The 23055-nt window shown below is 69.6% G+C and carries 21 protein-coding genes and 6 pseudogenes; 17 read left to right on the forward strand and 10 right to left on the reverse strand.

Annotation, left to right across the window (positions count from 1 at the left end):
- Positions 1 to 477 precede the first annotated feature (477 nt).
- The 4 genes from ABZZ79_RS32305 to ABZZ79_RS32320 all read left to right on the forward strand — a co-directional run bounded on the left by ABZZ79_RS32305 (position 478) and on the right by ABZZ79_RS32320 (position 4467).
- Complete coding sequence (locus ABZZ79_RS32305; protein WP_356694877.1) at positions 478 to 1425, forward strand: hypothetical protein; 948 nt, start codon at positions 478 to 480, stop codon at positions 1423 to 1425.
- Between the two features lie 361 nt (positions 1426 to 1786).
- The gene (locus ABZZ79_RS32310) at positions 1787 to 2536 is read left to right on the forward strand and encodes a TnsA-like heteromeric transposase endonuclease subunit (RefSeq protein ID WP_356694879.1); all 750 of its coding nucleotides are present in this window, start codon (positions 1787 to 1789) and stop codon (positions 2534 to 2536) included.
- A 273-nt stretch (positions 2537 to 2809) separates the two neighbouring features.
- The gene (locus ABZZ79_RS32315) at positions 2810 to 3307 is read left to right on the forward strand and encodes a hypothetical protein (RefSeq protein WP_356694881.1); all 498 of its coding nucleotides are present in this window, start codon (positions 2810 to 2812) and stop codon (positions 3305 to 3307) included.
- Entirely contained in the window at positions 3277 to 4467 is a 1191-nt protein-coding gene (locus ABZZ79_RS32320) for a Mu transposase C-terminal domain-containing protein (protein ID WP_356694883.1), read from the forward strand. The genes ABZZ79_RS32315 and ABZZ79_RS32320 overlap by 31 nt, the downstream gene beginning before the upstream one ends.
- Positions 4468 to 4915: 448 nt before the next feature.
- Here the strand turns inward: ABZZ79_RS32320 and ABZZ79_RS32325 are convergent.
- Positions 4916 to 5224: pseudogene (locus tag ABZZ79_RS32325) on the reverse strand (helix-turn-helix domain-containing protein); the annotation flags it as partial.
- Between the two features lie 181 nt (positions 5225 to 5405).
- On the opposite strand from ABZZ79_RS32325, the gene ABZZ79_RS32330 reads away from it, so the two are divergent.
- Positions 5406 to 5543 (forward strand): hypothetical protein, encoded by a 138-nt coding sequence (locus ABZZ79_RS32330; protein ID WP_356694885.1) that lies wholly within the window; start codon positions 5406 to 5408, stop codon positions 5541 to 5543.
- A 2-nt stretch (positions 5544 to 5545) separates the two neighbouring features.
- On the opposite strand, the gene ABZZ79_RS32335 is transcribed toward ABZZ79_RS32330, so the two are convergent.
- Both ABZZ79_RS32335 and ABZZ79_RS32340 read right to left on the reverse strand, forming a co-directional pair.
- Positions 5546 to 5938: a DUF6281 family protein gene (locus ABZZ79_RS32335; protein ID WP_356694887.1), complete on the reverse strand. Its 393-nt coding sequence runs from the start codon at positions 5936 to 5938 to the stop codon at positions 5546 to 5548.
- A gap of 125 nt (positions 5939 to 6063) precedes the next feature.
- Positions 6064 to 6477: pseudogene (locus ABZZ79_RS32340) on the reverse strand (transposase family protein); the annotation flags it as partial.
- 120 nt (positions 6478 to 6597) lie between these two features.
- Between ABZZ79_RS32340 and ABZZ79_RS32345 the strand changes: the two are divergent.
- Positions 6598 to 6888: pseudogene (locus ABZZ79_RS32345) on the forward strand (integrase core domain-containing protein); the annotation flags it as partial.
- Positions 6889 to 6945: 57 nt separating this feature from the next.
- Here ABZZ79_RS32345 and ABZZ79_RS32350 read toward each other — a convergent pair.
- Complete coding sequence (locus tag ABZZ79_RS32350; protein WP_356694889.1) at positions 6946 to 7632, reverse strand: alpha/beta fold hydrolase; 687 nt, start codon at positions 7630 to 7632, stop codon at positions 6946 to 6948.
- A gap of 204 nt (positions 7633 to 7836) precedes the next feature.
- Between ABZZ79_RS32350 and ABZZ79_RS32355 the strand changes: the two are divergent.
- The 9 genes and pseudogenes from ABZZ79_RS32355 to ABZZ79_RS32395 form a co-directional block, all read left to right on the forward strand.
- Positions 7837 to 8784, forward strand: a pseudogene (locus ABZZ79_RS32355) (WYL domain-containing protein); the annotation flags it as partial.
- A gap of 306 nt (positions 8785 to 9090) precedes the next feature.
- On the forward strand, positions 9091 to 9486 hold the full coding sequence (locus ABZZ79_RS32360) for a DUF5958 family protein (protein ID WP_356694891.1): 396 nt from the start codon (positions 9091 to 9093) through the stop codon (positions 9484 to 9486).
- Positions 9487 to 9849: 363 nt separating this feature from the next.
- Positions 9850 to 10566, forward strand: a complete 717-nt coding sequence (locus tag ABZZ79_RS32365) for a dihydrofolate reductase family protein (RefSeq protein ID WP_356694893.1) — start codon at positions 9850 to 9852, stop codon at positions 10564 to 10566.
- A 242-nt stretch (positions 10567 to 10808) separates the two neighbouring features.
- Complete coding sequence (locus tag ABZZ79_RS32370; RefSeq protein ID WP_356694895.1) at positions 10809 to 11543, forward strand: phosphotransferase; 735 nt, start codon at positions 10809 to 10811, stop codon at positions 11541 to 11543.
- Positions 11544 to 11576: 33 nt separating this feature from the next.
- Complete coding sequence (locus ABZZ79_RS32375) at positions 11577 to 12197, forward strand: class I SAM-dependent methyltransferase (protein ID WP_356694897.1); 621 nt, start codon at positions 11577 to 11579, stop codon at positions 12195 to 12197.
- Positions 12198 to 12238: 41 nt separating this feature from the next.
- Entirely contained in the window at positions 12239 to 12475 is a 237-nt protein-coding gene (locus ABZZ79_RS32380) for an NUDIX domain-containing protein (RefSeq protein WP_356694971.1), read from the forward strand.
- The gene (locus tag ABZZ79_RS32385) at positions 12472 to 13836 is read left to right on the forward strand and encodes a hypothetical protein (RefSeq protein ID WP_356694899.1); all 1365 of its coding nucleotides are present in this window, start codon (positions 12472 to 12474) and stop codon (positions 13834 to 13836) included. The genes ABZZ79_RS32380 and ABZZ79_RS32385 overlap by 4 nt, the downstream gene beginning before the upstream one ends.
- A gap of 44 nt (positions 13837 to 13880) precedes the next feature.
- Positions 13881 to 14675, forward strand: a pseudogene (locus ABZZ79_RS32390) (PIG-L family deacetylase).
- A 665-nt stretch (positions 14676 to 15340) separates the two neighbouring features.
- The gene (locus tag ABZZ79_RS32395; protein ID WP_356694901.1) at positions 15341 to 16135 is read left to right on the forward strand and encodes a VOC family protein; all 795 of its coding nucleotides are present in this window, start codon (positions 15341 to 15343) and stop codon (positions 16133 to 16135) included.
- Positions 16136 to 17231: 1096 nt separating this feature from the next.
- Here the strand turns inward: ABZZ79_RS32395 and ABZZ79_RS32400 are convergent.
- Together ABZZ79_RS32400 and ABZZ79_RS32405 are read right to left on the reverse strand one after the other, a co-directional pair.
- Entirely contained in the window at positions 17232 to 17699 is a 468-nt protein-coding gene (locus ABZZ79_RS32400) for a hypothetical protein (protein WP_356694903.1), read from the reverse strand.
- 145 nt (positions 17700 to 17844) lie between these two features.
- Positions 17845 to 18120: an ATP-binding protein gene (locus ABZZ79_RS32405; protein ID WP_356694905.1), complete on the reverse strand. Its 276-nt coding sequence runs from the start codon at positions 18118 to 18120 to the stop codon at positions 17845 to 17847.
- 66 nt (positions 18121 to 18186) lie between these two features.
- Here ABZZ79_RS32405 and ABZZ79_RS32410 point away from each other — a divergent pair, with 66 nt between their 5' ends.
- The gene (locus tag ABZZ79_RS32410; protein ID WP_356694907.1) at positions 18187 to 18549 is read left to right on the forward strand and encodes a hypothetical protein; all 363 of its coding nucleotides are present in this window, start codon (positions 18187 to 18189) and stop codon (positions 18547 to 18549) included.
- Here ABZZ79_RS32410 and ABZZ79_RS32415 read toward each other — a convergent pair.
- From ABZZ79_RS32415 to ABZZ79_RS32425, 3 genes are all read right to left on the reverse strand, one after another.
- A complete protein-coding gene (locus tag ABZZ79_RS32415; protein WP_356694909.1) occupies positions 18519 to 19298 on the reverse strand; it encodes a hypothetical protein in 780 nt (259 codons plus the stop codon). The two genes, ABZZ79_RS32410 and ABZZ79_RS32415, sit on opposite strands and share 31 nt — an antisense overlap.
- Positions 19299 to 19502: 204 nt before the next feature.
- On the reverse strand, positions 19503 to 19844 hold the full coding sequence (locus tag ABZZ79_RS32420; RefSeq protein ID WP_356694911.1) for a cyclic-phosphate processing receiver domain-containing protein: 342 nt from the start codon (positions 19842 to 19844) through the stop codon (positions 19503 to 19505).
- 253 nt (positions 19845 to 20097) lie between these two features.
- Positions 20098 to 20634, reverse strand: coding sequence for a hypothetical protein (locus ABZZ79_RS32425; RefSeq protein ID WP_356694913.1), 537 nt, complete (start codon positions 20632 to 20634; stop codon positions 20098 to 20100).
- A 462-nt stretch (positions 20635 to 21096) separates the two neighbouring features.
- Here ABZZ79_RS32425 and ABZZ79_RS32430 point away from each other — a divergent pair.
- Positions 21097 to 21864: pseudogene (locus tag ABZZ79_RS32430) on the forward strand (IS256 family transposase); the annotation flags it as partial.
- Positions 21865 to 22038: 174 nt separating this feature from the next.
- Here ABZZ79_RS32430 and ABZZ79_RS32435 read toward each other — a convergent pair.
- Complete coding sequence (locus ABZZ79_RS32435) at positions 22039 to 22977, reverse strand: MerR family transcriptional regulator (RefSeq protein WP_356694915.1); 939 nt, start codon at positions 22975 to 22977, stop codon at positions 22039 to 22041.
- Between the last annotated feature and the right edge of the window lie 78 nt (positions 22978 to 23055).

The raw sequence follows: 23055 nt of genomic DNA on the forward strand, positions 1-23055 counted from the left end.
GCAGACGTCACGGGAGCGGGAACACTCCCGCCCTGCTGCGCTTCCTGACCACTGCTGCACCCGAAGATCGCTTGACGGCAATGACACGTCTGATCGCCAGCGAGACCGCGTGCCGAGCACAGCCCGGGGCCGAGCCCACCGCCTTCCGGTGGATCTTCTGCCGTGACGGCATCAATGTGCGGATCCGCATACCGGAACTTCGGAGTCCTCGTGCCGCAGCCTGCCCGACTGGTGAGAACGATCGCCGCTCCTCTGCCGTTCTCAAGAGCCGACGACGCCCCGCGCCTGGAAGGAACGCCCGCAACATGCCTGCTCGTACAGCGCGGGGACACAGAGCTGATCGTGCAAAGACTCCAGCCGCCGGCTGCGGCGCCGACCGTCCGCTTTCCGGCCCCCTGGCCGCACCGGTTCAGCCGACACGCCGTGTCGCCGGCCGGTGATCTGGCCGTCTTCACCGGACCGCACGCAATCCGGGCCGTGGACCGCGAAGGCATCACGCAGTGGGAGCTGCGGCATCGCTGCTGGGCAGGCTGCGCGGGACACGAGGACGTCACCGAATACGCAGACGATCACCGCCATCGTTTTGCGAGCAGCGGCTCGGCCGGTTTCTCCGCGGACGGGGCACTCGTGTGGGCCCACATCCGCGGCCCCCTGGCGCACGACCAGCCCGTCCTCGGCCGCTACACGGAAGAGTGGCTGGTCATCGATGCCGTGAACGGAACGGTGCTCGCACGTACCCGGACGCACACGGCCGCCGCGTGCTCCGACCACGTACCGCACCCCGACCCCGGCCAGATGGGCCTGAGCATCGGCGAAGGCCAGGACGGTACCCCGCTGCGATGGGGACGCTGGAACGGCCACGTCCTGACCGTTCACGACTTCGACGGCCAGGACCGCGTCCCGCTGGCCGTGAGCCCCAGCGGAAACCGCCTGCTGACCGTCACCCACGCCCAGGACACCCTTGCGCTCCATCGGACCGCCGACGGCACGGTGGAAGCCGAACTCGATGCGGCCGTGATCCCCCGGCATCCCGTGCGGGACACCGAGCAGTTCGAACCGCCCGAGGACGGCGAGACACTGGCGTTCTTCGATCACGAAGGGGGTTTCCTCGACGAGGACACCGCCGTCGTCGGGACCGTCGAGAGCGACGAGGGCTTCGGCTCAGGCCGGCACTGGCTCATCGACACGACCCCCATGCGGCTCACCGACCGGATCGTCTATCCCTTCGAGGTGTCCGGTCCGCCCACGCCCCTCGGCCACGGCAGCTGGTACACCGTGTCCGACACCGACAACGCCCTTCACCTGTGGACCCTGCAACAGCACCACCAGCCACCGCACATCGTCCAGCGCATACGACCCGAGGACCTCGGCGCACGCCGAGGTCCCCGCCGGATCTGGGCGAGCGGGCGGCGCGGTGAGCGCTAGGGTGCGCAGGAGAGCGAAGCCGCCGACGTCCTGGCGCTGCTGTGCGAACAGATCGGCGAGCCCCTCGAACACCGCCTCGCCGCCCGCCGCTACGCGAAGTCCGGTGACCGCCGCGCCCTGCACGGCACCGTCCTCTGACCGCCGCCGCCCGCAGAAGCCCGGCTCCTGCTGTGAGTCACACACCTTGTTTTGCCTGGTGGGCGGGGTGTGCTGTGAGGCTGTCAGGTGTGAGGCGAGGGCCTGCGGCGGGGATGTGTGACCTCTGACAGGCGATCTTGTTCGTTTGCCAAGTGATCTTGACGGCCAGTAGGTTTCTGCCACTTGATCTTGACCGGTGGGTCTCGTCTTGTGAGGGGAGACGGTGGCTGTTGCCGCGCTGGCGTACGGCGATGCCGTCTTGTCGGCCTTTGAGCTGGGGTTTATCGAGTCCGGGCAGCGGCGTCGGCTGCCGTTGGGTCAGGGTTGGAACCGTCGGTTCGAGGCGGCTGATCCGGTACGGGAGTTCCGGTGGGCCAAGGGCGGGGAGAGTTTCGCCGGTCTGTACTACTCGACCACGGTGGGCGCCCACGTGGGCTACGAGTCGTGGCTGGAGCGGGATCGGCTGATCCTGCTGGACCGCGATCCCGAGGTGGTCGGGATCGCGTCGCAGCCGTTCTGGCTGCACTGGCACGACGGAAAGCGGCAGCGCCGTCACGCGCCCGACTTCTTCGTGCGGCTGGGAGACGGCCGGGGCCGGGTCGTGGACGCGCGGGCGGGCGGGCGGATCGACCGGGCGGCCGCCGAGGCGTTCGAGGAGACCGAGCGGGCCTGCTGGGCGGTGGGCTGGGAGTTCGTCCGCGTCGGCGAGGTGGATCCGGTGCTAATGGCGAACGTGCGGTGGCTGTCGCGCTACCGCCGACGCCGCTGCGCGCGAGCGGACGTCGCCGAGCGGCTGCTGCGGGTGTTCGAGGAGCCGGTCCCGCTGAGGCCCGGGGCGGTGGGGGTCGGCGACCCGTTGCTGGTGCTGCCGGTCCTGTTCCACCTGCTGTGGTCCGGCGTGCTGAGTGCCGATCTTGAGGGCGGGCTGCTGTCATCCGACAGCCTCGTCGTGACGACGAGGGGAGAACGATGAGCGGGCTGCAGAGGCCGGTAGGAATCCAGGTCGGCGCATGGGTGCGCTTCGCCGGGCAAGTCCGCGCCGTCGTGGGCGTCACGGCCAGGACGGTAACCCTGACGGACACGGAGGCCGGCCAGCGCGTCATGGCGGTGGAGGATCTGACGGGCGAGGCGGACTTCGCCGTCATCAACATCCCGGTCCGGATGCCGCTTCCGGCCTCGAAGGCTGGAGACGTTCCCAGCCAAGGCGGTCGAGAAGGCCCTGTGGTGGGAGGGGCACATCCTCGAAGTGCTGCACGGGCGGCCTCCGGAAGCCGGCCCGGACACCGCGCCGCGGCCTGAGTACGGTCCGGACCGCTCGCTGACGGCCCGCCAGCAGGCCAAGGCCGCTGAGCTGACGGCGGCCGGCGACAAGGTGTCGGCCAGCGCGGTCGCCAACCTGCGGCGCCGCTACCAGGCCGAGGGCGTGCTCGGCCTGGTCGACCACCGCCAGGCCGCGAAGCGGCCCGCGTTCGGCTCGATGGACGAGCGGGTGGTGACGGCGATGCGTACGGCCATCAGCGAAGCCGTCGACGCCTCCACCAGGACGGGATCGTTCATCCTCTGGCGGACCGGGGAAATCCTGCGCGAGACCCCCGGGGCCCAGGATCTCGAGGTGCCTTCCGAACGCACCCTCTACCGGCTGCTGGCGAAGCTGACCGACGGCACCCACACCTTCAGCGCGGCGAGCTCCCGGCGTTCGCCCCGGGCGAGGTCATGCAGATCGACTCGACCCCGCTGGACGTGATGGTCCTGCTGGACGACGGCGTCCCGGGCCGGGTCGAGCTCACGGCAATGATCGACGTGGCCACGCGGACACTCACCGCGGCGGTGCTGCGGCCCACGACGAAGGCGGTCGACGCGAGCGTGCTGCTGGCCCGCACGGTCACCCCCGAGCTGATGCGGCCCGGCTGGGCGGACGTGCTGAAGATGTCGCGCTCGGTGCTGCCGCACCGCCGCCTGCTGAGCCGGGACGAGCGCCTGGAGCACGCCGCGGCCCGCCCGGTGATCGTTCCGGAGATGATCGTCTGCGACCACGGAAAGGCGTTCATCTCCCGGAACTTCAAGTCGTCCTGCCGGTTCCTGGAGATCGACTTCCAGCCCGCGCACAAGGGCTCCGGCTTCGAGAAGGGCCACATCGAGTCGATGCTGGGCTCGGTGGCGACGCTGTTCGTCCAGTTCCTGCCCGGTTACACCGGCCGCAGCGCGGACCACCGCAGCCGTCACCCGGAGCGCGAGCGGATCTGGTCGCTGCTGGAACTGCAGGAGCTCCTGGACGAGTGGATCGTCGGCGTCTGGCAGAACCGGCCGCACGACGGCCTGCGCGACCCCGCCCACCCGGGCCGGCTGTTCACGCCGAACCAGAAGTACGCGGCGCTGGTCGAGGCCTGCGGCTACGTCCCCGTCGCGCTCACCGGCGACGACTACGTCGAGCTGCTGCCCTCGGACTGGCGGGCGGTCAACGACTACGGGATCCGGGTCAAGAACCGCATCTACGACAGCCCCGGCCTGACCCCGCTGCGGCGCCAGGACTCCAGAATCCGCGCCAAGCGCGGGCTCTGGGAGGTCCACCGCGACCCCTACGACATCTCCCAGGTCTGGGTACGCGACCACCGCGCCGACGAGCGCCGGTGGATCCAGGCGACCTGGAAGCAGCTGCACCGGGCGCCGGTACCGTTCGGTGATCTGGCCTGGGACCACGTCAGCCACCAGATGCCCGGAGCCACCGAGGCGGAGATCGCCGACGCGGTCGCCTCCTTGCTCACCCGGGCCCACGCCGGCCCGGCGGGCGAACCGAAGCCCAAGGCGACCAGGCGCGACCGCCGGGTGGCCGCCGGGTGGCCGCCGGGTGGCCGCCCGGACCAAGGCGGCCGGGCCGGCGACCCCGCTGCCCGCGCAGACCGCTGACGAGCCCGCCCCCGCACCCGAGCCAGAGGCCGAGGAGAAGCTCGCCGACGTGATCCCGCTCGGCCTGTTCGACCCGCTCGAAGTTCCCTGGAGACGACGATGACGCTGCTCGACACCGACGATGCCGGGCAGCAGCTGACAACGAAGGACGGCTGGCGCCGGTTCGTGGCCGGCGGCCCGAAACCGCCCCACATACCGGCGCCGTCGCCGAAGTCGTACGCCAAGCTGCCCAGGGAAACCCGCTTGAAGCTGGACGACCTGCGCATCGACCATCACGCCCGCCTGATGGTCGTGGCCACCTCCACGGTCCGCCACACCGTCACCACGGGCCGCCTGGTCATGCTGAACCGGCACGCGATCAGTGCGCGCCGGGGTCTTATCGTCTCCGGCCCGGCCGGCACCGGGAAGACCATCGCGCTCACCCAGCTCGGCCTGGCCCACGAGCTCAGAGGTAGGCCGGCCGCAACTCCCGCACCCGTTCCCTCAAGACCGTCAGCCCACGCTCCCATCCGATCCGCTCGGCGATCACCGTGACCGGCATCGTCGGCGTCTGCTTCAACAGCTCCCGGATCACGGGCTCGACCGCGTCGACCGCCGAGCCCTTCGACGCCCGCCGATATTTCGGCGGCCGGTCCGAGGCCAGAGCCCGCAGCACCGTCCCCCGGGAAATCCCCAGCTCACGAGCCACCGCCCGCGCCGACAGGCCCTCACTCCGATGCAGCCGGCGAATCTCCGCCCAATCCTCCACGCGGATCACCCCGCTTCCTCCTGACTCCAGCACCGCTGAACCCAGGATGATCACGAGACCGCACACCGGCCCTCTTTTGATCCGCTGACAGTAGCCCTCATTTCAACCGTCGCCGACACCGAGCACGCCACCAAGGGCTTGGCGTGCCCGCGGCTGGCCGTCCGCGGGCGCGCCAGGGAGGAGAATGCACGTGAACAGGCTTTCCGACGGGACGATTCAGATCGTCTTCATCGTCATCCTGAGCGTGGGGGCCACCTGGGGCGCTTGTACGGTATGCCCCGAGGCATTTCTGGGGCACGTAGGCCACCTGCTGGTGTTCCGCGCATGACGTCAGGAGTTGTCGATCAGCTTCTGGACTTCAGGCGGAAGCTTTGAGCCGGTGTAGGCCGCGAAAAGTTTCGCTTCCTCGGGGGTGTCTCCGACGGCAATGGCAACGTTTGGTGAGAGGCCCTGTACGGCGTAGGCGGTCTGTGGCGGTTCTGGCTCCACGACCTCATCCTGGCCGCCGGTGTCGTCACAAGGGGGTTGGGTCGCCTTGCCAAGCTTGTCGCCGACAGCGAACTCGACGTTTGCAACGTCCTGATACGACCGGTCCTCGTATATGAACTGGTGCACGCAAGCGTTCGACGTTGCGCCGTTGCTGCTGTCAGTGGTACAGGCGGCAGCCGAGGCCATCAGAGCCGCCGCGAGCAGCATGCCCATAGCAGGCTTGGACGAGGTCATTGCTGTTCCCCTCAGTAGATGCTGCGAAGTCCAAGGACGTCTCCCTTGCCGAGCGTCCTTGCTTTTGTCGTGCACCGCTCGGCGTTTGTATAAATGGTGGGTGTGTCAATGAGCCTTTTCCAACCTCACGTTGAGGTGTGGTGAAGGACGACGACGGCCTTCACGATGTCGGTGATCCGGTTCGTGCTGCAGCGGAGCCTCCGCAGCAGGTGCCAGCCCTTCAGGACGGCCATGGCCTGCTCACCGACGCACCGGATCTTGGCGTGGCTGCTGTTGTGCCGTCGCTTCCATCGCTTGAGCCGGCGGCCCCTGAAGGGCACGCGGACGAGGCGGCCGGCACCTTGGTATGCCTTGTCCGCCCAGCATTTCAGCCCAGTGGCGGCGAGGGCGTCGATGATCCCGTGGCTGCGAGCGGCGGTCAGATCGTGGGTGACTCCGGGCAGGGCAGGGGATGCCCACAGCAGGCGGCCGAACGGATCGGTGAGGACTTGGACGTTCATGCCGTGCCGCTTGTGCTTGCCGGAGTAGTACGGGGTGTCACACTCTCAACAGCAGACCCCGCAAGACGCTCGGTTGGAAGACACCCGCCGAGGCGTTCAACGAGCAGCTACAGCTGCTTCAACAAGCTGGTGTTGCAACTACCGGTTGAATCCGGTCAGTACGGATCCCGGGCCTTCGCCGGCCTCTGCGACCAGCTCGGGGTCACCCGGTCGATGGGCGCGGTCGGCACCAGCGCTGACAACGCGGCCTGCGAAAGCTTCCACGCGTCCCTGAAACGCGAGACGCTCCAGGGCGCCCGCGACTACGGCGACGCCGGCACCTGCCGCAGGACTGTCTTCGCCTGGCTGACCCGCTACAACACCCGCCGTCGGCACTCCGCCAACGGCCACCTCAGCCCCAACGAATACGAACACCGACACCACACCGCTAAACTCACGCTCGCCGCGTGATCAATAACCGCGTGCCCACCTTCACGGGGGAAGGCCCCCTGCCCAGCAGTCATCCCGTCAGGCCGCGCCGGCTGCCGCAGCCAGGATCCGGGCCAGCTCGGCAGGCTTGGTAACCATGGGCCAATGACCGGAGTCAATATCGGCAAAGTCGACACGCTTGGCCCGGGCGAGCTCCGGGACGTCGCCGGCGTTGATCGATTCCCGAGCCTGCGCGGGCGTGAACTCCGGGCATACGACCACGACCGGGACGTCGAACCGCCGGTCGTCTGCCAGCCGCACCAAGCCCCTGGCCACGCCCTGGGGCACGGGGATCGCGGCAGCCGCCAGCTCTCCCCTGGCCCTGTCGTCGAGGTCGGCGGCGTCCGGCCCCTCGAACGGGCTCCAGCCCGGGAAGGGCATGACGCCGTCTCTCACCTCGAAGAAGTCGGCGTACAGCTGACCGTGGGAGGACGGGAAGCCGCCGATGAGGGCGACCTTGGCCAGCCGCCCCGGCCGCCGGTCGGCGGCCAGCCAGGCCAGCGAGCAGGCGGCGGAATGCCCCACCACCATGAGCTTGCCGGGCGCCGCGTCCACAGCGGCGAGCACCGCGTCCACTTGGTCGTCGAGCGTGGCGGCTGCGGAGCCGTCCCCCTGGCCCGGGAGGGTCAGCGGCACTGGGCGATGGCCGAGGGCCTCCAGCGCGGAGGCGACACGGCCCCACACGGATCCGTTCAGCCACAGGCCGCCGATGAGCAGGATGTCCATGGTCAGTTCTCCTTCTTCTGCTGCACGGATGTCACCGTAGGAGGAGATCCGGACAATCCACTGCCGGTTTGTCCGGCGACCGTCCAGGCGACGTTCGGTGGCGGCCAAGTCCGGGAACCAGCCCCGTTCGCCCTCGCCCCACGCAGCCGGGGATCCCGCGGCTCTTTGACCCTGGAGCCCGGTGGAGCGCACTAGCCTGCTCCCGTGCCGAACGATCTCAGCCCCACCGCGCGAGCACTGCGAGCCCTGGAGATAATCCAGGCCCGCCCCGGTACGACGGCCGGTGAACTTGCCGTACGGCTGGGCGTCACAGAGCGAGCCGCGCGCCGATACGTCGGGATACTGCGAGAGGCCGGCATCCCCGTGGCGTCGACCCGGGGACCGCATGGCGGATACCGGCTGGGGCGCGGGACGAGGCTGCCCCCTGTGCATTTCACGCAGGCCGAGGCCCTCGGCCTGGTGACGGCCGTACTCAGCGGCCAGCCGAGCGCGGCCGGTGCCGACGACCTGGTCAGCACCGCCCTGGGCAAGGTCGTCAAGGCGCTGCCGGAGAGCGTCGGCCAGCATGCGGCAATGCTGCGGGAGTACGCGGCGGCCGCACCAGACCCGTACTCGGCCCGCCCGGATCCGGCCATCACCAGCGAGCTCGTCGGTGCCGTCGCGGCCCGGCACCGCGTGTTGGTCACGTATCGCAGCGAGGCCGGCAACGAGTGGGAGGCGGAGGTGGACCCCTGGTCCCTCGTCGCCCGCTACGGGCGCTGGTACCTGCTGTGCCACTCCCATCGCGCGGACGCAATCCGCACCTACCGGGTCGACCGGGTCCGCGCGGTCCGGCGGACCGGGCACGGGTTCGAACCACCCGAAGGTCTCGACCCGGTGGCGGTGCTGGAGGAGAACCTGGGCCTGGGATGGGAGTTCTCCACCCGCGTGGTGTTCGACCTCCCTGTGACCGAGGTGGCCCCCTGGATCCGGCCGCCCATGGGACGGCTTGAAGCCTTCGGGGACGGATGCGTGCTGGTCGGCAGCACCCGCAACCCCGCCATGTACGCGCAGGAATGGCTGGCGAGGCTGCCGTTCGCCTTCCGCGTCGAGGGCGGTCAAGAGCTGCGTGCCGCGGTCGCGGCACTCGCGGCACGCTTCACCGCCGCCGTGGCCGACCAGCCCGAACAGGGCCCTCAACCGGACCCATCGATGCCAGCCCGGGATCATCCCGCCACGAGGCAAGCGTCCCCGTCGTCGCGGCCCTCAACGAGTGGCCGGGACCAACACATTCGATACGGGCCCTGGTAGCCGCGCAGCTCAGCGGGGCGAGGGAGCCGTTAGCGTCTTCCTCGGCCAGGTACACCCGCTCCAGACCACCCGCTGGGCCGACGACGCCGAAGGCGTGGTCGATCTGGTGGTGCTGCACTCAATCCTCATCACCGCCTCGGAGAGGCGCCCGTTCCACAGGAGGCAGTCATGAACGAACGTGACGTCCTGCTCAACGAGCTCGCGCAGGGGCTGCGCCCGATGTCAGAGGGCATCGAATGGTTCGACGGCCTCGGCCAGGAAGAGCAATCCGAGGTGCTGCTGTTCCTGGGCCATCACTGCGTCCAGGCAAGCGCTGCCTCCGAGGACGCGCAAGAGGCCATCCGCCGTGCCGGGCTACGCCCGACGCATACGCCGGCAGTGCTGATCTCACGAGGCCGGATCGACGAACAACTGGGAAGGATCGCTGGTCTCGTACCCATGGACGAACGCCGCAAAGCGTTCAGACTGCTGATCGCAGTTCTCACGATCGCCGACGCACGGCGCCGCGAGCGCTTCTGCTCCGATGGCTGCAGTCACTGGTGGCACAGACTGTCGGCGGTCTGAAGCCCAAGCCCCGCACACCTGAGACGCCATCCGCAGACGCGGCGGCTCGGGCCCGACCTCACCCACCACCGCGGACGGCAGATCACCCTGGAGGATGGACTGGGCGGATGACGTCCTGGCGATGGACGCCGCCGTCCTCGTCACCCTCCGCACAATCGGCGGCGGCCGCAACGCCCCGCAAGCTCCGCCTCTACCTGCCCGGCCGCGACGTTCCCGACCCGATGGGCCAGGACGAGAGCTTATGGCGGGGAAGGTGTTCTTCAGCGTGACCGTGTCGCTCGACGGCTTCATCGCGCCGAACCTGTGCCCGCCGAGCTCGTCTTCTCACCCGAAGGGCACAGCGACCCGAGGGTCCAGCGCTGGATGACGAAGTGGGCGCAGCTGCAGGCGTGGGCGTTCCCGCAGCGGTTCTCCCGGGAGAACCTCAAGCTCGGCGAGGGCTGCGAGGAAGGACTCGACAACGACATCGCACGGGCGACCTACGAGCGCACCGGCGCGAGCGTCATGGGCAAGCGCATGCTTGACGCGGGCGAGCCGGCATGGCCGCAGGAGGCGCCGTTCCACACCCCGGTGTTCGTCGTCACCCACACCCGGCGCGACCCGTGGGAGCGGCCCGGCGGCACCACCTTCCACTTCGTCAACGACGGCATCTCCAGCGCCCGCGACCGGGCCCGCGAGGCCGCCGGCGACCGCGACGTCCGCATCGCCGGCGGCGCCGACACGATCCAGCAGTACCTGGACAGCGGCCTGATCGACGAGTTCACGATCACCCTCGCGCCCGTACTGCTCGGCACGGCATCCGCCTGTTCGACCGCCTCGACCCGACCGCCTGGTCCTCCACCAGACCCGCACGGACACATCGTCCCGGGTGACCCACCTGAACTACACCGTCGCAAAGCGATAGCCAGCCGGCGCACTGCCCCGGTCAGCGCACCCGGCCCCGGTCGCGCCGCACGGGGCGCGACCCGGCGGCCTCGGCGGGCGCCTGAACTGACACCCTGTTCCAGCGCCCGCTCCGCGTCGTCCGGCGGGACGGTCGCGCCGGCACCGGCGTCGTCTGCGTCGGGCTCGGCCGTGTGAGGGTCGCCGCAGCGGGCGCAGGGCCTCGCCAGCGACCTGATGTGGCGGCCTGACAGGTGCCGCCGGCCTCACCGGTCATGAAAGGACACGTCAACCGGATCAAGATGCTCAGGCGCCAGAGGTCCGGCCGCGCCGGCTTCGGCCTCCTCCGAAGCGCGTTCTCCCGGCGTGATGAGCCCCCGGGAGAAATTGCTGGGCGGGCCGGACCGCCCGAGGCGAGAATGATGCGGTGTTGACCGTGAATGCCGTCCTGGAAACCCCAGACACCACTGCAGAACGACCGCTTCCACCACCGAGAAGTGGACGCGCTGCGCGGCTGGGTTCCCACCCTCGGAGCGGCCGCGCCCAGGCTGGTAGCCGCCAACGCGGCGCTGCGGGCCGTCGTACTGACCGCGGTGGGAGGCCGATCCCTGCACGGCAACACCGACCCGCCCGAGCGGCAGCGCCGGATCTTCCACCGCATCGGGCATCTCGCAGCGGCCATCCACCACGCCGCCCCACCCAGTCCGGCCCCCGGCACCCTGCCCCTGGAGAAGCTGGAGCGGCACCTGAGCGGAGCCCTGCCCCACCTCGCGCCCGGCGACGAGAAGTTCATCCGCGCCACCGCTGATGCAGCCGCCGGCCTGGCCCCCTTGGAGACGGTGCCCACGCGCGGCGACTTCCAGCTCCGCAATCTGCGCTGGGACGAGACCATCAGCCATCTGTACGTGATCGACTTCGAGCGGTCGGAGGAAGGCCCGGCGGTGCGGGACTTCGTCCGGCTGTCTGATGCGTGGCACGGCCGGCCCGACCTGTTCCAGGCCGTGATGGACGGCTACCGCCGCCCCTTCACCCCGGAGGAAGAGGCCCAGCTCACAGCCCTGTCCGTCCTCGATGCCGTCTCCGGCATCCCCTACGGCACAGCCCACGGAGCTCCCGAGCTGGTGGAGCGCGGCCTGCGTACGCTGGCCGGGCTCCGCGCCTCACAGCGCCCTTGATGACCGTCTCCGCCCACCATGAGGAGCAGCACGTTGACATACATCGCCCGCGATCAGTGGGAGCAGCACTTCGGCGACGGGAAGGGGTTCCGGCAGCTCGGTGAGCGCGAGCGGGAACTCCTCGCCGAACACACCCCGGCCCCCCATGGAGGCGGCCGGGCCCTGGAGGTGGGCTGCGGAACCGGTGGGCTGGCCGTCCACCTGGCCCGTGTCGGCTACACCGTGGATGCCTGCGACTTCGCCGGCAGCGCGATCGCCCGGGCCCGCGAGGAGCACGCCGATGTCGCAGGTGTGCGGTGGATGACGCTGGACATCGAGCGCGACGACCCGGCCCCGCTGCACGCAGAGGGGTACGACCTGGTCGTGATGCGGCTGATGTACCCCTTCCTGAGGGAACGCGACCGCGTCGTGCACGGGCTGGGCGAGCGACTGCGGGACGGCGGTGCGCTCGTCGTCATCACGCCGGTGGCGGAGACCACGCCGCAGGAGCGGCGCGGTATCGCCCTGGACGAGGACGAGATCGGCCTGCTCTGCGCGGGCTGGGAGACGGTGCAGCGGCTGGACGCGGACGGCTTGGCGTTCCTGGTCCTGCGCGGCCCCTCCACACCGACACCCGGGCCGTCGAGAAGAAGCCGACCACCGGCCACGCCCTGACCGGCGCCCTCGCCGTCGTCACAGACGAGGCCGGCCGGGTCCTGCTCGGCCGGTCGACGCGCGGCATGCTGGAGCTGCCCGGCGGCAAGACCACCGGCCCGGAGGACTTCGCCGCCGCCGCGGTGCGCGAACTCGCCGAGAAGACCGACCTGGTCGCCGATCCCACGGATGCGCGCGTGGTGACGATGCTGCTCGACGACAGCCACGGCACCCCGCGGAGACAGGGGGCCTGGGCGAAGCTGTACGCGGGCTGCGGCACGAGGTCACCACCGGCGTGACCATGGGGGCGAACGCCTACTTCGGCTCCCTGCAGCTGTACGCGGCCACCACCCTGCCCGGCTTCTGCCGACTGGCCGCACACCAGGATCCGGACAAGGCCGTGACCGCCATCGCGGAGGGCCGCGACGCACCCGCGATCGTCGGCGACGCCTCCCTCGCCTACCTGATCCACGTCCAGACCAAGGACGGCGACCGCCCGCAGGACAAGGAATCGGAGTGGGTCGTCCACGCCTTCGGCGAGCAGGGCCACGAACTCGCCGAGCAGCTGGCAGCTACGGTCCTGGCCTGGGACCGCCACGTGCGTGCCGACGACAACGACCAGCACGCCGACCCCGTACTGACCGTCCACCCGGCCGACACGCCCGACGCTCTGCTGCCCGCCGGCGACATCGTGGACAAGGACCACTGCCGTCTGGTGTTCCGCTGGCCGGGCCGTGACGTGCCGCTGCCCCGGCCCGTTGAGCACCCCGGGGCCGAGATCGTGACAGAGGGGGTGTGCCGGTGGAACCTGCGGTACACCAGGCGGTGTTCGCCGCGCCGGCGGAGCACGACGACAGGCACCGGATGCGGCGCGCACACAGCGGCAGCCCGGCAGTTCGAGGTGTCCGCATCGGGCCCGGAGGTGTGGGGGTGGCAGGGCCGCACCCTGGGGCGCCGGGCCGGGGACTGCTGGCTGCGGGTCGTCTCCGCCGCGGTGGACAAGGCCGGCGGACGGCTGTGGGAGGGCAGGGCGACCGCAGACACCGCCGTGCCCCGATCGGTATCGCGCCCGCGGCTTCGCGGCGTCCTCGACTGGGCCTCAGCGGGCGTCGCCTACCGGGCCGAGCTCACCGAGTACGTGCCGGTCCATCCGGTCACCCGCGGCACCTCGGCCCTTGCCCGAGACATCGCGCTCCCGGACGCCTGGTGGTCCGAGCTGAAGTCCGCGCTCGCCACGCTCGCGACGGTGCCCACCGACCGGGAATCCGTACGCCAGGGCTGGGTCGACCGGAACTTCCGCCGCTTCCTCGGCATCGACCCCGTGCAGATCACCGAGACCACGACCGGGCATGCCGACCTGCACTGGGCGAACCTCACCCGCGAGCCCCTAGCCCTGTTGGACTGGGAGAACTGGGGGCGCCTGCCTGTCGGCTACGACCTGGGCCTTTTTCACGCGTACTCGCTCGCCACACCGGCGACCGCCGCCCGCATCCGACGCGAGTTCGCCCACGTCCTGGACACGGACGCCTGCCGTACCGGCGAACTCGTCGCCCTCGCCCAGCTCCCCCAAGCCTGCACCCGTGGCGTCCACCCCACCCCCACCCCGCTCATCGCGCGCCGGGCCGAAGAGCTCACCCACACCCCCGTCCCCTCCCACTGACCGGCCCGCCCCTGCCCGGAGGCACCCCTGTGACACAACCGAGCATGTCCTCCCTCCTGGGAGTCTTCGCACACCCGGACGACGAATCCCTCCTCGACGGCGGCGTCCTCGCACAGCACGCCGCCGCGGGTGCCCGCACCGCGGTCGCCACCGCCACCTGGACCGCCGACACCCACCGCATCCCCGAACTCGCCGACGCCCTGACCGCCTTGGGTGCCGGGGCCCCGCGGCTGCTCGGCTACGCCGATGCCCGCAACCCCGCCTCGGCACCCGACGGCGCCGCGCGCCTCGTCGACGCCCCCTCGACGAGGCCGTCGGCCGCCTGGTCGCACACATCCGCGAGTTCAGGCCCGACATCGTGATCGGCCACGACGCCCTGGGACAGCTCACCGGCCACCCGGACCACCGGCGCGCCCACCAGATCACCCTCCTCGCCGCCGAAGCCGCCGGCCTGCCGCACCTGTACCCCGACGCCGGAGAGCCCTGGCAGCCGACCGCCCTGTACGCCGCCACGCACCCGGAATCCGGTGTGCTGCTGCTCGGCCCGCTGCTGCAGAACGTCGGGAAGACGGTCCTCGCGGCGCCGGACGCGTACGTGACCACGACCGTTGACGTCTCACCGTGGACCGCGGTGAAGTGGGCCGCGATCCTCGCGCACCGCAGCGAGGGTCGCCCGCCCCCGGCCCCTGCCGGGCCTGCTCGCCCGCCTGCCCGAAGCCGAACGCGCCGAGATCATCGGCACCGAGTTCTTCACCCGGTTTATCCCTGGGCCCGCACCGGGTGCTCCTCACCGCCTCTTCGCCGCGCCCGCGGCTGCCGCCCGCACCTTGCCCGCCTGAGCGGGACCACCGCACGATCGGAGCCCGAGATGACCGCCACACCCTCCCCTGACCCAGCGTCGAGCACGTTGATGACCGACCAGGAGTACGGGGCCTTGCGCGCCTCGGCCGCGCTGCTTGCGCGTCCTCGTCCCCGAACCGGCCGGAAAGGAAACCGGTGACCCCACTCTGCCCGAGGAAGCACCCATTTCACCGTGGAAGAGCGACCGGTTCGCCAACCGCATCAGGGCCAGACACGCCTCCGGAGCGTGCCCCAGGAATTGATCCACGTCGCCTGGGATGCAGGCGGGTCAACTCCCCTCCCCAGAGCTTCACCTGGGGTCCGTGGACCGGGTCGACCGCGACGCAGAACAACCGGCCGTCAGCGAAGTGAAACTCCGCCGCCGCCATGTCCCCGCCCTTCCCTGCCTGCGTGCACGCAGAGTCGCCCCGGCTCTCTGGTACTCAGCACCACTCTGACACAACACCAACTTCAAGATCATGCACGGAACTGTGGACAGAGCCGTGAAATCGATCGGCCGGTGATGCTCTCCCACGCGAGTGCGGCGACCGTTGCGATACCGAACGGATGAATCCACCGAGGCCCGGGCGGCAGTACGCAGTCACGCGCGCGAGCGGCGGGCAAGGTGGTCAGCGACCGTGTCGCCGTACCACTGGAGGACCGCATGCTCGGCACCGCCTTCCGTACCGGATCTCCCAACTGGCTCGACCTCGGCAGCCCCGACACCGCCGCGGCCGCCGCCTTCTACGGGACAGTCTTCGGCTGGGAGTTCGTCTCCGCCGGACCCGAGGCCGGCGGGTACGGCTACTTCCGGCTCGGCGGGAAGACCCTCGCCGCGCTCGGTCCGCTCACCGAGGAAGGCGCGCACTCCGCGTGGATGGTGCACTTCCAGAGCCCCGACATGCAGGCGACCACCGAAGCCGTGCGCGCCGGGGGCGGGACCGTGCGGATGGAGCCCATGGACGTCATGGGCGAGGGCTGGCTCGCGCAGTTCACCGACCCGCAGGGCGCCCAGTTCGCCTCCTGGCAGCCGGGCAGGACCCGCGGGCTGGAGCAGGCCTCCGCGGAGAACTCCCTGGTGTGGGTGGAGCTCCACGTACCCGACCCGGCCGCCGCTATCGGCTTCTACGCCGGCGTGTTCGGCTGGCGGTACGCCGAGATGGAGACGCCGGGGATGACGTACCGGGTGCTGAGCATCGGCGAAGGCAACCAGGAGGAGGGCTCCTTCGGCGGAGTGGCGCCGCAGAGCGACGGTGCGGACGGCGGGTCATCGACGGCGCCTCGCTGGGTGCCGTACTTCCACGTGACAGACGTCGACGCCACCGTCTCGGCGGTCGAGGGCAACGGCGGCGCAGTGGTGATGCCAGCCGCCGACGTCCCCGAAGTCGGCCGGATCGCCTGGGCCTCCGACCCAGCCGGGGCAGTCTTCGCGCTGCTCAAGCCGGACCCTCGAATGTAACAGCATCGGCGAACGGTCCGGCCAGCGGGCACGCGCCCAACTGGCCGGCCCTGCACGTCAGCACCACCCCGGGAGTCCACCACCACCCCTTCCTTCCGGCGGGGCGCCTGCATCGGGCGCCGCTTGACTGCCCGGAGGGCTGCATCGATCACGTGTGGCGGCGCCCCAGGCGCTCTGTCGGCATGCGGGGCGACGGGTGTGTACTGGGGGCTTGCCGCATCGGGGGGAAGCATGCCGCGAACGCCAGATCCGGGAACTCCTGAGTCAACGCACGAGGAGGATCCCTGACTGGACAGTCGCGAAGTCGCCGGGCTGTGGCCGGTGCGTGACGAGTGCTGCCGGGCGCCGCTGGTCGTGCAGATGTCCGCGTCCGCCGGTTCGGCAGCGAGAGCCGGGGCACGTACGGGGCGGCGCCTACCCACTACTCCTACCACCCGGGGATGAGCGGCGGGCCGCGACGTCTATCGCCGAAGGCCGCGTCGACATCCCTCGGTCTGACGCACATCCCGTCGGTCTGACGCACCGACACTCCCGACGGTCGGCGGGCGGAGTATCGCCGTCCGGCGTGATTCCGTAGATCACTCCGCCGCCGCCGAAGACGGTGCTGTGGATGTTCCACCCTCCGCTGACACTTCTTCCGCCTACTCCGACTGTCCAACGGTTTGTACCGTCTGTTCAGCCTTCATGGCGGTACCACTGGAGATCGCCGTCCGGTGAAATGCCGTAGATGGCGAGCGTAGGGTTGTCTGCCCTGGCTCCTCTGTTTTCGACGGTGTGATGTGGCCCCACCGGACCGGATTCGTCTGGCCCCACTTTCGAGCCGCGTGGGTGAGGAGTCAGGACGGTGCCGCAAGAGAACGGCTTGAAGTGGCCCCCCCTCGATCGGGTGACGTTTCGCGAGTGTCTTGGGACGGAGGTAGCGAGGTGCGGACGGCTGTCCGCGGCGGCCGGTGGCGTGTGGTCCACGGCGCTTGCCCGGCTGCTTCCCCTGACAGGAACGCGGACGGGCGGCCGCCTTGTTGAGGCACTGCGACCGCAGTAGTTCACGTGCAGACGACGCGCTGGGCCAGGTGCAGAAGGCCGTGTGTCCGGCGTCTCAGCTGTTTCGCGTCAGGGTGTGGAGGTCGCAACTGTCGGGGTCGCCGACGTATTCGTAGAGGTGTGGATTCTCTCGACTGCCGCCAACGTAGAGTCCACTTCCGTAGTAACCACCGTTGACATTGCTGTCCCAGTAGCCGCTGATCTTGTGGAAGCTGAAGGAGACGGGCCAGTCGGTGGCGTGGGCGGGAGTCAGCTCCCAGGTTCCGCTTCCGGTTCTGTCCCGAGGGTCGCCGACGGCTTCTTCAAGACTTTCGGGCCATCCGACCGTTGTGAAAGTCCCGTCGTTGCGGAGAGCCAACCTTGCGGCAAAGTCTTCATAGGTGCCGACCAGGTCCTGCGTGTTCAGTCCCTCGGGCCTTTGGTCCGCTCCCGGGCATGGGGAGTATCGGCTGGAGCATCCGGTCGTACTCACCGATGCTGCCAGAACCAGCGTGCATGCGAGGCCGAACAGCCTGCGGTTCATATGGACCCCCACCCATGAGACTCAACTCGTTCAGTGTCCCAGTTCAGGCATGCGGGGCTTGAGCGGGGTGTCGCTCGTTGTGGGCATCCATGGGTGGTGAGAGCGAGGGGCGCGCATCGCTCTCACCACGGGACCGCTCTCATGGTCAGGCGGCGGCCGCTTTGCGTTTGGCGGTGGTGCTGGCGAGGCGGAAGGACTGGTTTCCGGTCTCGATGATGTGGGCCTCGAAGGTGAGCCGGTCGACGATGGCCTGGCAGAGCCGCTTGTCGGTGAAGGTCTGGTCCCATTCGGTGAACGGCCTGCTCGAGGCGATCGCGATCGCATGCCGTTCCTCGCATTCGGTGAAGATCTGGAACAGCAGTTCTTCGCCACGGTCATGAACGGCAGCAACACCGAATTGTGGGCGTTCACCGGGTACCACGGCGCCTCCATCGACCAAGCGACCCGGCTGAGCCCCTCCGGCTGGCACTGCTGCGACATCGTCACCGTGCAGGACGTCAGCGGTGACGGCGTGACCGACCTCGTCTTCCGGGGCGACACCACAGGGCAGCTCAAATTGCGCAAGGGCATCGCCGAGAACGGGGGTGTCAGACTCAGCTCGCTTGCCAGCAGCGCCGGCTCAACGGACGGAGTGGACAGCGTGTACGGTTCCTCGGGCTGGACCGCCGCCAGCATCCCGATACTGATCGGGACACCCGACGCCAACGGCGACGCCATCCCCGACATCTGGACCGTAAGGGCCGACGGATCGGTCCGCTTTTACACCGGCAGCCGGACTGCTCTCGCCGGGGCAGGAACAGAGATCGTCCCGTCCAACAGCTACTGGGCGAAACGCACATCCATCGGCTGATCAAGCACGTGGGTCCTCCCCTCGCTGGGAGGACCCACTTCAGCGCAGGATCGCGGAGCCCAGTACACCTCTCGTGAATGCGCCGCTGTCTGCGCCGAGTTGGGAGTGCGACAGTCCATGCGCGCGGTAAAGCGGGCCGTCTCGCCGTGCGTCACCAGCCAGGTCTGCAGGACGTGGGTGTGCCACCGCGCGGCGGTCGTCCTCGGATCGGTGACCGTGCCGGGATCCTCGGCGCCGAACGCCCGCCGCAAGCGCAGCGAGAGCAGCGAGAGCAGCGATTCGATCCACTCGTACGCTGCTGCCGCCGCCTGGCTCGCCCTGTACGGCACGCCACTCGTGCCGCTTGAGACGAGGGCCGAGGCAGCGCCGACATCGCCGACATCGCGGGGATCGCGGGGATCGCGGGGATCGCGGGGATCGCGGGGATCGCGGGGATCGCGGGGATCGCGGGGATCGCGGGGATCGCGGGGATCGCCAGCTCGGGTTCCCTCATGCATGGCGATGGCCGCGAGCAGTCCGCCGATGCCACTCGTCTCCGCCTGACCGAGGTCGTCGAACTGGGCCAGAGCGAGCCCGCCGCGCAGGGTGTGACGCAGAGCGGTCCGGTTATCGAGTTCGAGCAGCGTGGCGAAGACGTCGAGGGCAGCTTCCTGTCCTTGCTCGTGCAGGTCGAGGGTGGTGCCGAACGCGGCGAGCTCGTGGCCGCCGTAGAGGTCGGCGAAGTGGGACTGCGCGGCGCGCCGCCCCACCTCGCGCGCACTTCGGCCACCCCTTGCATGAGCCTCAGATAGATCGCGAAGCCTCGCGGTGTCCGCCGCGCGCCGAGGCCGTCCGCGCGGCGATAACGAAGTGGCGCAGCTGGACGGGAAGAGGGCATCCGTTCACCGCCCAACGACGAGATGACCTCGATGTGCTCGGCATGTGCTGGTGCCAGCGTGATGCGCCACTGCTACTCATTGGGCGATAGCCCGCCGAACGTGGTACTTCCAGTGTGAAAGGGACCGCACGACAGTCTCGGCCCCGATGGGGTTGGCGCTGTGCACGTAGACAGTGCCGATCTGGAACGGGTCTCCATGAAAGGCGGCCTCCTCCAGGAGGGCCACCACCGGCATGATGTTGTCGTCCCCGCCGAGGTCGTGGTCGAGCCAGAGCTCGTCAATGAAGATGTCCTGGTGCTCTTGGAGGAGTTGGACTCCCTCGCGGCTTGTGCGGGCGAGCCGTGTCGCTCGGGGCAGCGCCCTGAGGTCGTCAATGGCGAGGATGATCGGTGTTGGTTCAGGAGAGGGCTGCTGCACCCGACCATCATGCCCGGTGAACGGCAGGGGCAGGTGCCGGCAGAGGGAGGCGGTGTGCCAGTCCGCCGAGGCGGCCGGCGTTCATCCCCGCTTCCAGCAACGCTTTCGCCGGAGCCTCCTCATCGTGTCCGATCGATCTGCGGTCCGGGTGAAGACGAAGCGACGCGGGTTGCCGACGTCGGCGGCGGCACAACAGGAAGGGCGTCATGGACAAGGAAGCGCGGCCTTTCGCCGACATGGCACCCGACGGAAGCTAATGGATCACGGAATTCATCAGAATGATCACGAGGCCGATGAGCATATCGAGGCCCCCTGCCCGGCACGAGGACGGCCATCCCTGCCCAGCCGTGCGGGCGGCCCAGGCGCCCAAGCCGAACAAGGCGACGGTGTTGAACAGCAGGGCCGCGTCCACCGCAGTGGCCTCTGACCACCACCCGGCTACCGCGGCGAGCAGTACTCCCACTGTGGGCAGCACGGTGGCGACCAAGGGCCACTCGGCGAGCACCGACCGCAGTCTGCTCGTGGTGGCTTCCCCGTCGGCTGACGCACGTTGGGCGATGACGTGAGCGTATCCATGGGCGGCACTGGACGCCAGCGCGGTGATCAGTACCCACAGCGCGTCCGCACCGGGATCGGCCTCCTCCCCCGTCGCGTCCAGCGCGGCCACCATGGCGCTGGCCAGCACCAGTCCATAGATGCCGCTGAACAGCCACTGCTCCGACGGCTGTCGCCACAAGAGCCCCCTTGGTGTGACGCCCGCGGGGCGGACACATTCAGCTCGGTCGGGCATCGCATCCCCTCGGTGCGGGAAGAGGGCTGGGTCCGCACATGCTCACCCGCGTGACGTCGGGGAACACGACACCACGCGGGCGAGCATGATTGTTGTGCCCAAAAGGAGGTCAGGTCGCCGGTGCCGGATACCCATCGGTAGCGACCGACACCGCTCCAATGGGTCACCAGCGACGATGGGGCGAGCAACAGTAAGGCCGCGATGACTCCCGAAGACGTTGACAAGCGACTCCGGCCTTCGGGCTCTGGTCCACTTCTTGTGGAGGCTCACGGACAGTGATGTCAGTGGTGTGTGGTGGGATGGCCAGACTCTGCCGTTGATCCGCTGGGAGGCCCTCGCGAGAGCAATGCTCAAGACCTGTGGATCAGTGCGGGAGGAACGCAGAGGGCGTACCTTCCCGATGATCCCGTGATGGTCATCGAGTAGGCCCGCGTTCGCAGCGCGGGTCGGGAAGGCACGCCTGTGCTCGCCGTAGTCAATCCCGACGGCTCCACGAAAGACGACTCCCTGCTGGACGAGATCGTCCGCGAGGGCGCGAGGCGGATGCTGGCCGCGGCGCTGGAGGCCGAGGTCAACTCCTACATCGCCGAGCTGGCCCACGAGAAGGACGAGATGGGGCGGCGCTTGGTAGTCCGCAACGGCTACCACCAGCCCCGGAAGGTCACCACCGCCGCCGGAGCCATCGAGGTCAAGGCCCCACGGGTGAACGACAAGCGCGTCGACGAAACCACCGGCGAGCGCAAGCGGTTCTCCTCGGCGATCCTGCCGCCCTGGTGCCGCAAGTCCCCGAAGATCGTCGAGGTCCTGCCACTGCTCTACCTGCACGGCCTGTCATCGGGCGACTTCGTGCCGGCGATGGAGCAGTTCCTGGGCAGCTCGGCCGGGCTGTCCCCGGTCACGGTGACCCGGCTGACCGCCCAGTGGCAGGCCGACCATGCCGCCTTCCATGAGCGTGACCTATCCGGCACGGACTACGTCTACGTCTGGGGCGACGGCATCCACCTGCGCATACGCCTGGACGAGGCCAAGGCCGCCGTCCTGGTCGTCATCGGGGTCCGCGCGGACGGCACCAAGGAGCTGGTCGCGATGGCCGACGGCTACCGGGAGTCGTCCGAGTCCTGGGCCGCGCTGCTGCGGGACTGCGCGCGCCGCGGCATGCGCGCCCCTGTGCTCGCGGTCGGCGACGGTGCGCTCGGGTTCTGGAAGGCCCTGCGCGAGGTCTTCCCCGACGCAAGGCTGGATCCCGGCATGCCTCGACCAGCGCGGGAACGTCCTGCATGCACCAGGGACGAATAACGAGGGCGGGAGCGGACGGCGTGGCATCCGCACGCAGTACGGCGGTGCCAGTCACCGGCCGATCGTACGCGTCGGCGTCTGGCCCCGGCACAGACGGTTCCGGGCCCACTACCGCTGCGTCCGAACGCGCAGGGCCTCGACGGACCAGTCGAGCACTCGCGCCAGGCTCTCCGGAGCAGGCCAGCTGTTGATCACTGCGAGTAGCTGGAAGTACCGGTCCCTGCGCGGGTCGTTCACACTCTCCAGCCGGAGCAGCAGCCGACGGCGAAGCTCGGCGTCGTCAGGGCGGCCGCAGATGTGCGCGTAGTGATCCGCAAGCGCCGCGACGATCGGATCGGCCTGATGGGAGGCCGGGTCGATGCCCGCCGTCAGGGCCGGGGCGACCAGGTCACGGACAGCTGCGGCGAAGTCGCGGCGCGGGCCCGTGGTGTCGCCCTGTGCTCGTTCGGCCGCCAGATCCTCGGCCATTTGTCGCACGCCGGCACGGAAGTCCGGGTCCAGGGCCAGTTCGGCCCACTCCACCCATGCTCGGACCTGCTCCGCCTCGGGAGTATCCGGCAGTTCGGGGGTCATCGAGCGCATGACCCCTGCGAATGCGGGGTCGGCGCCGAGACCGTCGAAGACAGTGTCGAGGAAATCACCGATGAGATCTCGGTGTTCGTCCTCGGAAAGCTGGGCAAGCTGGTGCATGAGATCGGTCTCCTCGGGAGTGAGCCCACGCTCGGCCACGACTGTCAGCACCGCGTGCCGCAGACGCAGGATGCGAATCTGCACCGCGAGTGCCTCGGCATGCGCCGCGGCGACCTCAGGGAGCGAGAGCTCCCGATCGACGATCTTGCGGATCGTGGGAAGGTCTAGCCCCAGTGTCCGCAGGGTCCGCACGAGGTCCAAGCGCGCGACGGCGTCGATGTTGTATAAGCGGTAGCCGGCCGGGCTGCGGTCCGTCGGCGTCACGATTCCGCGATCGGAGTAGAACCGAATGGTCTTGATCGTGAGACCGGTCCGCCGAGCCAGCTCGCCGATCGAGTAAAGCGTGTCGCCGTCCATGCCCATACCTTGGTGTCTCCCCCTACGGGAGACTCAAGCCCCCTCGCCTGCCGACGGCCAGCCCCCTCGTACACAGGT

It is taken from the genome of Streptomyces sp. NPDC006458 (genome assembly GCF_040612135.1).
GTDB lineage: Bacteria > Actinomycetota > Actinomycetes > Streptomycetales > Streptomycetaceae > Streptomyces.